The sequence below is a fragment of the Kitasatospora sp. MY 5-36 genome, from assembly GCF_001182915.1.
GTDB lineage: Bacteria > Actinomycetota > Actinomycetes > Streptomycetales > Streptomycetaceae > Kitasatospora.
Genome location: NZ_LFVW01000461.1, coordinates 1 through 9448, shown reverse-complemented (window position 1 = coordinate 9448; position 9448 = coordinate 1). Strand labels below are relative to the sequence as shown.

The window sequence follows — 9448 nt, the reverse complement described above, 5'->3', positions numbered from 1 at the left end:
TACTTGCTGGCGAGTTCCTTGTCGGCGGCCGGATCGGAGGTGAGCAGCCGGTGGTCGAGCGCGCGGTCGTCCGCGGCCAGCTCGCCGAGCGGGCCGGAGAAGCGGACCCGTCCGGTCGCCAGGATGGTGACCTCGTCGCAGAGCGCCTCCAGGTCGTCCATCCGGTGGCTGGAGAGCACCACGGTCACGCCGTCGGCGGCGAGCCGGCGCAGCGCCCCGTGCACGTGCTGCTTGCCCGCCGGGTCCAGGCCGTTGGACGGCTCGTCGAGCACCAGCAGCCGGGGTTCGGTGAGCAGCGCCGCGGCCAGTCCGAGGCGCTGCCGCATGCCGAGCGAGAAGCCCCGCACCCGGTCGTCGGCGACGTCGCTGAGCCCGACCTCGGCCAGCACCTCGTCGATCCGGCGGGCCCGGCCGTCCTGCCCGCGCAGCGTCGCCAGCGCGGCCAGGTTCCGCCGTGCGGTCAGCGACGGGTAGAGCCCGGGCCCGTCCACGAAGCCGGCCACCCCGGGCGGCGCGGGCCGGGCCCGGCCGACCGGTCTGCCCAGCACCTCCAGGTCGCCCTCGTCGGCGGCGGCCAGTCCGAGCAGCAGCCCGAGCAGCGTGGTCTTCCCGGCGCCATTGGGCCCGGCCAGTCCGTGGATCCGCCCGGGCGCGAGCTCCAGTCCGACGGCGTCGAGCGCGACGACGTCGCCGAAACACTTCGTCAGTGCCCGTGCGCGTACGGCAGGTTGGTTTTCCGTCATGGCTCCTTCTCGCGGTTCCCCAGGGAACCTAGGGGGTTGACCGGGCGCCGTCAGGTGCGCCCGGTTGAACTCCGGCGGAACAGCAGCAGCCCGCGCCGTGGCGGTCCTGCGAGCTTCCTACGGGTGCACCGGGTGGAAACCTTCACATGAAAACGGATATCGTTTCGCTGGCCAGGCAGGATCCGCCGGACCCGTGCCGGACCGGTTGCGGAGCCTGATGAACATGACAAACATTGGCGGAAGGCGAAGCCTCGAATGCGCACGGACACGGCGGGAGTCGGGATGCGAGTGGACGCCGCTCTGGCCGGGACCTGGGTGGACCGCTGGGAGCGCCAGCAGGAGCGGTACGCGGTGGAGCGCGAGGAGCGGTTCACCGTCATCGCCGACGTACTGGAACAGACCGTCGGCCACCGCGCGCGGCCGCTCGTCGCGGACCTCGGCAGCGGCCCCGGCTCGCTGTCGGCGCGGGTCGCGGCCCGCCTGCCGCACGCCGAGATCATCGCGGTCGACATCGACCCGCTGCTGCTCGCCCTCGGCCGCGCCCGGCACCCCCGGGTGGCGCGCTGGGTCGAGACCCTGATCGGCCGCCCCGGCTGGATCGGGGACCTCGCCCTCGACCGCCCGCTGGACGCCGTGGTGTCCACCACCGCGCTGCACTACCCGCCGCCGGACGCCCTGCTCGGAATCTACCGCGACCTCGCCGGCGCGCTGCGGCCCGGCGGCGTCCTGGTCAACGGCGACCACCTCATCCCCGAGGAGCCGCCGCTCGCCGAACTCGCCCTCGCGATCGGCCGCCGCCGCGCCCAGCGCAAGGGCACCGGCGCCGCCGAGGACTGGTCCCAGTGGTGGGCCGCGGCCGGGCGGGTCCCCGAGTTCGCCGACCTGCTGACGGCCCGTGAGCGGCAGCTGCCCCCGACCGACGGCCCCGGCAACGGCCTGTCGGCCGCCCGGCACGGCGAGCTGCTGCGGGAGGCCGGCTTCCGCCAGGCCGGACCGGTGTGGCAGTACGGCACCAGCTCCGTCCTGGTGGCCCTGCGCTGACCCCGCCCCAACCTCCGTTGCGGGAAGCCGGGTTCCGCATGGGCACAGTCTTTGCGAGGGCGTGACAGAAAGCGCCCTGTTGATCACCCAGGGAAACAGTTACCGTTTCCCTCGGTCGCCGACGTCCCTGCCGCGCACGCCTCACGCCGACTTCTCACGGAGAGCTGGTTTCGCATGCGGTCCTCACCGCTGTATCTCGAACCACGGTTGGAGCCCCCGCTCCGGTCCCTCCTGGCGGAACGCGACCTCCTGCACACCCTGACCGACGCGCTGGGCTCCCCCCTCAACCTGCTCCTGCCCGAGCAGATCGCGGACAACCTGGCACGCTTCCGGGCCGTCTACCGCAAGCACCGCCTCACCGGCCGGATCCACTTCGCCCACAAGGCGAACCGCTCCAGCGCCCTGGTCCGCCGGCTCGCCGCCACCGACGCCGGACTGGACGTCGCCTCGCTCGCCGAGCTCCAGCACGTGCTCGGGGCCGGCTGCCCGCCCGAGCGGATCATGGCGACCGGCCCGAAGAACCGCGAGTACCTCTGGCTGGCGGCCCGCACCGGCGCCACCGTCCACCTGGACTCCCGCGCCGAACTCGACGCCCTGGCCGGCCTCGTACGCGCGCACGCCCTGCCCCCGGTGCCCGTCATGCCGCGGCTGTCGGGCTTCCGGGCGCCGGGCACCACGGTGCTCACCCGGCCGAGCCGGTTCGGCACCGACGTCGCCGAACTCGACGGCCTGCTCGACGCGTTGGAGCGCCACCGGGACGCCGTCGAGACCACCGGCGTCGCCTACCACCTGGACACCACCGGCGTGCCGGAGAAGGCCGTCGCCCTGGAAACCTGCGTCACGGTGCTGAACGAGTGCCGGCGCCGGGGCCTGAACCCCCGCACCATCGACATCGGCGGCGGGTTCGGCGTCAGCTACCTGGCGGACGCCGCCCAGTGGGAGCGGTACACCAGCGAGCTGACCGACGCCGTCCTCGGCCGGCGCCCCGCCCTCACCTGGCAGGGCCACGGCTACGGGCTGCGCGCCGAGTCCGGCCGGCTGCGCGGAGCCCTCGGCCTCTACCCGGCGCACCGCCCGGTGGCCGCCGAGGCCTACCTGGACGAGCTGCTCTCGACCCCGGCACCCACGCTCGGCCGGCCGCTCGGCACACTGCTGCTGGAGAACCTCTACGACCTGGCGGTGGAGCCCGGCCGGGCGCTGGCCGACCAGTGCGGGGCGACGCTCGCCCGCGTCCTGGAGGTCCGGCAGACCCCGGCCGGCGAGCGCCTGGTGCGGCTGGAGATGAACGCGCGGGACGTGGGCCTGGAGGAGCACGGGGTGCTGATGGACCCGCTGCTGGTCCCGCGCCCCGGCGCCCCGGCCGCACCGGACGGCTCGGAGGGCCCGGACTCGCCGGACGGCCCGGTCGGGGTGTACCTGATCGGCAACCTCTGCCTGGAGACCGACCTGATCACCCGCCGGACGGTCTTCCTGCCCCGCCTCCCCGCCCCCGGCGACCTGCTCGCCTTCGCCAACACCGCGGGCTACCTGATGGACTTCAGCGCCGGCTCGGCGCTGCGCCAGCCCGTCGCGCGCAAGGTCGCCGCGTACCGGCAGGACGGCGCCTGGCGGTGGAGCCTGGACGAGCAGTACTGGCCCGTCGACGTGACGGCGGGCGCGGAACACCGGGGGGACGGACACGCATGAGGTACGACAGCATCACCGACGCCATAGGCAACACCCCGCTGGTCCGGATCGACCCGGCGGTCACCGGCCTGCGGCACATCGACCTGTACGCCAAGCTGGAACTGCTCAACCCCTTCGGCTCGGTCAAGGACCGCGCCGCCTGGAACATGACCCGCGAGGCGATCCCCGGCGCCGTCGAGCGCGGCGACACCGTCGTGGAACTGTCGAGCGGCAACACCGCCAAGGCGCTCGCGCTGATCGCCGGCCTGCACGGACTGCCGTTCAAGAGCGTCACCAACCGGATGCGGGTCCCCGAGATCAAGGACCTGCTCCTGCTGCTCGGCGCGGAGATCGAGGAGCTGCCCGGCCGCACCGAGTGCCTCGACCCGACCGACACCGACGACCCGCTCACCCGCATCCACCGGATGCTCTCCGAGGCGGAGTCCGGCTACCTGCACACCGACCAGTACTACAGCCGGCTCAACCTCGACGCCCACCTCACCGGCACCGGCCCCGAGATCGTCCGGGACCTCGACGGCCGCGCCCCGGACCACTTCATCGCCTGCGTCGGCACCGCCGGCTCCTCCACCGGCGTGGCGGCCGTGCTGCGCGCCCACGACCCGGCCGTCGACGTGCTCGGACTGGTCGCCCACAAGTCCGACTTCATCCCGGGCATCCGCACCATCGACGAGGTGCACGAGGTCGGGCTGTTCGACCCCGCCACCTACGACACCATCGCGACGGTGACCGCCGACCAGGCCATCGACGGCATGCTCACCCTGGTGCGCCGCTGCGGCCTGCCGGCCGGCCCGACCGGCGGCGGCGCCTTCTTCGGCGCGCTGCGCCACCTCCGCTCCGTGGACGAGGAGTTGACACAGCGGGGCTCGGGCGAGCGGCGCACCGCCGTGTTCATCGTCTGCGACCGGGTGGAGAGCTACCTGAGCTACATCCGCAAACGGCGGCCCGAACTGTTCAACCAGCCCGCCCGGCCGAACACGGTGGCCACCGTGACACCGGCCGAACTGGCCGCCGCCCGGGTCGTCGAGGTCGACGCCGCCCGGAAGTGGATCGCCGAGGAGCGGCCGCTGGTGGTCGACCTGCGCGGACCGGCCGCGTACGCGGCGCTGCACATCGAGGGCTCGGTCAACATCGTCGACGAGCTGTTCGACGAACTCCTGCACGGCGGGCTGCCGTTCGGCACCCGGCAGCCGGTGCTGCTGGCCTGCCCGGTCGGCGAGAAGTCGGCCGTCTACGCGGCGCTGCTCACCCGGATGGGACACCGGGACGCGCGCAGCCTGGCCGGCGGCGTCATCGCCTGGCGCGACGCGGGCGCGCCGCTGGTCCGGGACTGAGCGGGGCCGGCCATGACCACCCCCGACGAAACCCTCGGCGAACTCCACGACTGGCACCGCGCGTTGCGGGACCAGTTCCCCATCGTCACCGGCCACCCCGACCAGGCGTACCTGGACAGCGCGGCCACCTCGCAGAAGCCCCGGGCGGTGCTCGACACCGTCCAGCGCTACCTGACCACCGCCAACGCCAACGCCGGCCGCGGCACCTACACCTGGGCCAACGCCACCACCGCGCTGGTCGACCGCACCCGTACCCGGGTCGCCCGCTTCCTCGGCGACCCGGCCCCCCGGCAGCGCTCCGGCGTCCACTTCGTCAGCGGCGCGACCGAAGGGCTGCGCGCGGTGGCCCGGGACTGGCTCCCCCACCACCTGCGGGACGGCGACGAGATCATCGTGCCCTTCGCCGACCACGAGGCCAACGCGCTGCCCTGGCTGGAGGCCCGGCAGCTGCTGGCCGACCGGGGCGTGCGCGTCACGGTGCGCGAACTGCCGTACGACCCGGCCTCCCAGGACTACGACCACCGGGCGCTGGCCCGGCTCGTCACCGAACGCACGGCGTTCGTCGCCGCCACCCACGTGCACCACGTGTACGGCGCCGACATGAACGTCCACCGCATCCGGGCCGCGGTCGGGCCCGAGGTGCCGATCTGCCTGGACGCCGCGCAGAGCGTCGGCCACCTGCCGGTGGACGTCGGCACCCTGGACGTCGACTTCGTGGTCTTCTCCGGGCACAAGGCGCTGGCCCTGCCCGGCACCGGCGCGGTGTGGGCCCGCAACACCCGGGGCCCGGCCTTCACCCCCGGCGGCTGGGCCGGCACGCCCAACACCGCCGGGATCGCCAGCCTGGAGGCCGCCCTGGACTGGCTCGACGCCGCCGGGCCGGACCGCATCCGACGGTGGAACAGCGCGCTGGCCGCCCGGCTCACCGACGGGCTGCGGACCCTGGCCCCGTACGAGGTCCTCGGCTGCCAGCGGAGCCTGGCCGCCGACTCCGAGGTCCAGCGGCGCGAGGGCATCGTCACCTTCCGGCACCGCGGCATCGGCTCCAACGACCTGGGCTTCATCCTCGCCAGCCACGGCCTGATGGTGCGCGCCGACGGCCACTGCCAGGCGCGGGCCGGCGAGAGCGAGAGCTCGGTGCGGGTCAGCCTGCACGTCTACAACTCCCCGGAGGAGGTCGACCTGCTGCTCTCCGTGCTGCGCGGGCTGTAGCGGCCTCGGTGCCCCCGAGTGACTTCGGTGGCTCCGTACCGTGCCGGCGGCGGGGCCGATCCGCCCCGCCGCCGGCACACCGCTGCCCCGGGCTCAGCGCAGGCCGGCGAAGAGGTCGTTCTCCGGGAGGGCCGCGCCGGTGGTGTCCCTGACCCGGACGAAGGTCTCCACGCCCATCAGCTCGGTGAACCGCTCCTTGCCCATCCGCAGGAAGAAGATGTTGTCCCCCTGGCTGGCGTGCGCGGCCAGGGCGTCGAACTTCCGGCCGCCGAAGGCGGTGGTGTCCACCCAGGTGCTGATCTCCTCGTCCGGCAGGCCGATCTCGGGCAGCTCGGCGGCCTCCACCGGCTCCACCGGCTCCGTCTGCTCCCCGTCGGAGCCGGACTCCCGCATGACCTCCCCGAACCGCCGCACCGCCGAGTGCGGCACCGTCGTCCAGTAGACCTTCGGCGACAGGTCGACCAGTTCCAGCGCCGCCACCGTGATGCGGTGGGCCTGGATGTGGTCGGGGTGGCCGTAGAACCCGTTCTCGTCGTAGGTGACGACCACGTCGGGCTGGTAGTGCCGCATCAGTTCGGCGAGCCGGGCGGCACCGTCCGCCACCGGCGTGTTCCAGAACGAGCCGGGCGCGTCGTTGCTCTCCCAGCCCATCATCCCGGAGTCGGCGTACTCCAGCAGCTCCAGGTGGCCGACCTCCAACACCTCGCAGCTGGCCTCCAGTTCCTTCCTGCGCATCACGGCGACGGCCGCCGGGTCGTGCCCGTCCTCGCCGGGCTTGACCCCTCCCGGGCCGTCGCCGCACCTGCCGTCCGTACACGTCACGAGCACCGTACGGATGCCCTCCGCCGCGTACCGGGCCAGCACACCCCCGGTCCCGCTCGCCTCGTCGTCGGGGTGGGCGTGCACTGCCATCAGCGTCAAAGGCCGGTCAGCCATGGAAATCCATCCTCAGATCCGAACAGTTCTCGCCCCAGTCTGCGTCACACGGACGGGTGACCGCTGCCAATATCCGGTGCGGCGGCGGCCGCCCGGCGGCCGGGGTGACGGGCCGGGGCGCGACGGTTCTCCTACGATCGAGGCGACAGCGGACCCCAGGGACGGGCAGGTTCCCATGACCGACGACAGCACCAGCGGGATCGACCGGTCGAAGCCGAGCATCGCCCGGGTCTACGACTACCTGCTCGGCGGCACGGACAACTTCGCCGTCGACCGCGAGGTCGGCGACTTCTTCCTCCGCGAGCTGCCCGGCTCGGTGGCCTTGCCGTTCGCCAACCGGCAGGCGCTGATCCGCGCCGTGGGCGCCATGGCGGGCGACGGCGTCCGCCAGTTCGTCGACCTGGGCAGCGGCCTGCCCACCGCCGACAACGTGCACCAGGCCGCCCGGCGGCACGACGCCGGCGCCCGCGTCGTCTACGTCGACAACGATCCGACCGTGCTCGCCCACGGCCGTGCCCTGCTGGCCGCCGACCCCCGCACCACGCTGGTCCGGGCGGACCTGCGCGAGCCGGAGGAGATCCGCCGCCATCCCGAGGTGCGGCGGCTGATCGACTTCGACGAGCCGGTGGGGGTCGTCTTCAGCGCCGTCCTGCACCACCTCGACGACGCCGAGCGGCCCGCCGACCTGGTGCGCTGGTGGGTGGACCGGGTGCCCTCGGGCAGCCTGGTCTACGTCTCCCACTTCCGCTCCGTCGGGACCTCCGGCGGGACCGAGGAGCGCCGGCGCGCGGAACGGAAGCTGCGGGAGAGCTTCGGCCGCGGCCGCTGGCGCACCGACGAGGAGATCCTCGGCCTGCTCGACGGCCTCGACCTGCTCGAACCCGGGCTGGTGCCCTGCCCGCTGTGGCGTCCGGAGCCCGCCGGCACCGGCGGGGTGCCGGCGGGCGAGGGCGACCTGTCGGTGTGGGAGCGGCTGATCTCCTGCGCGCTGGCCCGCAAGCCCTGAGCGGCGGCGGGTCAGGACAGGTAGTCCTCCAGTCCGCCGTCGCGCCGGGTGTCCAGGGTGACGCAGTGGAAGCCGCCGCCGAGCACCCGGGAGTGCCGCAGCCGGTGCGGCAGGACGGTGATCCCGGCGTGCTCCAGCAGCTTGATCAGGCCCTCCTGCTCGGACTCGACGATCGCCGTGTCCGGGGAGACCATCAGCAGGTTCATGCTGATCCAGCTCTCGCTGAGCGCGTGCTCGGGCGCGTCGCCGGTGGGCTCGGCCGGCGGGCACCACAGGACGTCCCAGCCCTTCAGCGGCTCCGGGACGGTCTCCGGGCTGATCCGCTCGGGGTTGAGCAGCACCAGGCCCGGGCGCAGCAGCGCGATGGTGCTGTCGATGTGGGTGTAGCCGTAGATGTCGCGCAGCGGGTGCAGCCGCAGGCCGCCGTCGCCGAGCAGGCCGAGGGTGGACTCCAGCCACCGCAGGCCGAGTTCGTTGCCGCTGCGGGAGACCTGGTAGAACACGTCCCGGCCGAGCCGCAGCACGTTCGCGGCGTCGAAGACCGGCTCGGCCTCGCCCAGCAGCGGGAGGCCGGCCTCGTCGAACTCGAAGAGTTCGTCGCCCAGTTGCGGCCGGGGGGCGGCCAGCCAGCGCGCGCCGCGGCGCAGGTAGTCCTGGAAGAGTCCGCGCAGGCCGAAGGCCTCGAAGTAGCGCTGCCGCATCGGGCTCGCCACCTCGATCAGCGTCTCGCCGACGACCAGGGTCAGGTCCCGCGGACAGTAGGAGTGGAAGCCGCCGTCGGCGTTCCAGAGCGGGGAGGCGAACTCGGCCGCGTGGTCGACCGGATCGGGCCGGTGGACGGTGACGCCGAGGCCGCGCAGGGTGGCCACCAGGTCGTCCAGGTCCTCCTCGGTCTCCTCCACGACCTGCCGCGAGTAGGGGCCGGCCTCGATCGAGGCGAGATCGGCGGCGTTGGTCTTCGGGAAGCAGGACAGCCAGGAAGACGGCTCGGTCTGCTCGGGCAGCCGGGCGCCGACGGCGGTCCCGACCACGATCTCCCGCAGTGTGGTGAACTCGTCCCAGCTCTGGACCGGACGGGCCGAATCGGACATGACTCTCCCTTGACACGGGTTTGGGGGAAACACGGAGACGACGGCGGAGGCGACGGCCTGGAACCGTGCGGACGGATGCGCCGAACCGGCTCCGGCCGGCCGCGGCGTACGGGAAATCACCGGCAGGGCAACCGAGTTCGCCGCTACGAAGGGCCGGGATCGATCGTCAAGCTACCCGGACGACCGACGGCGACGCAAGGACCGTGATCGGCACCGGGAACACCCCGCCGACCGGCCGCCCGTTGTTCGACCCGCTTCCTCCGACGCTGATCAACACCGGTGGGAGGCGCCGCGCCCCGGACCGGCGCTCACCACCGCCAGGCCCGGCGGATCCGGCTCCCGCCCGCCAGGGCCAGCAGCGCCCCGCCCGCCGCGGCGACCCCGGCCACCGCCAGGTTCTGG

8 protein-coding genes are annotated in these 9448 nt (G+C 73.6%); 5 read left to right on the top strand and 3 right to left on the bottom strand.

All coding sequences use genetic code 11. From position 1 onward, the window contains the following. A partial coding sequence (locus AE652_RS26910) for an ABC transporter ATP-binding protein (protein ID WP_049656016.1) occupies positions 1-743 on the bottom strand: 743 nt, incomplete at its 3' end. A gap of 282 nt (positions 744-1025) precedes the next feature. Between AE652_RS26910 and AE652_RS26905 the strand changes: the two genes are divergently transcribed. From AE652_RS26905 to AE652_RS26890, 4 genes are all read left to right on the top strand, one after another. Then, entirely contained in the window at positions 1026-1784 is a 759-nt protein-coding gene (locus tag AE652_RS26905) for a trans-aconitate 2-methyltransferase (protein WP_049656014.1), read from the top strand. Between the two features lie 174 nt (positions 1785-1958). Further along, positions 1959-3470 (top strand): Y4yA family PLP-dependent enzyme, encoded by a 1512-nt coding sequence (locus AE652_RS26900; protein WP_049656013.1) that lies wholly within the window; start codon positions 1959-1961, stop codon positions 3468-3470. Then, positions 3467-4801, top strand: a complete 1335-nt coding sequence (locus tag AE652_RS26895; RefSeq protein WP_049656011.1) for a pyridoxal-phosphate dependent enzyme — start codon at positions 3467-3469, stop codon at positions 4799-4801. The genes AE652_RS26900 and AE652_RS26895 overlap by 4 nt, the downstream gene beginning before the upstream one ends. 12 nt (positions 4802-4813) lie before the next feature. Beyond that, a complete protein-coding gene (locus AE652_RS26890; RefSeq protein ID WP_049656009.1) occupies positions 4814-6013 on the top strand; it encodes an aminotransferase class V-fold PLP-dependent enzyme in 1200 nt (399 codons plus the stop codon). Between the two features lie 93 nt (positions 6014-6106). Here AE652_RS26890 and AE652_RS26885 read toward each other — a convergent pair whose 3' ends face one another. Then, positions 6107-6949, bottom strand: a complete 843-nt coding sequence (locus tag AE652_RS26885) for a PIG-L family deacetylase (protein ID WP_082345987.1) — start codon at positions 6947-6949, stop codon at positions 6107-6109. A 175-nt stretch (positions 6950-7124) separates the two neighbouring features. Here AE652_RS26885 and AE652_RS26880 point away from each other — a divergent pair, with 175 nt between their 5' ends. After that, complete coding sequence (locus tag AE652_RS26880; protein ID WP_049656004.1) at positions 7125-7955, top strand: SAM-dependent methyltransferase; 831 nt, start codon at positions 7125-7127, stop codon at positions 7953-7955. Between the two features lie 11 nt (positions 7956-7966). On the opposite strand, the gene AE652_RS26875 is transcribed toward AE652_RS26880, so the two are convergent. Further along, positions 7967-9046: a scyllo-inosamine-4-phosphate amidinotransferase gene (locus AE652_RS26875; protein WP_049656002.1), complete on the bottom strand. Its 1080-nt coding sequence runs from the start codon at positions 9044-9046 to the stop codon at positions 7967-7969. Positions 9047-9448: the final 402 nt, after the last annotated feature.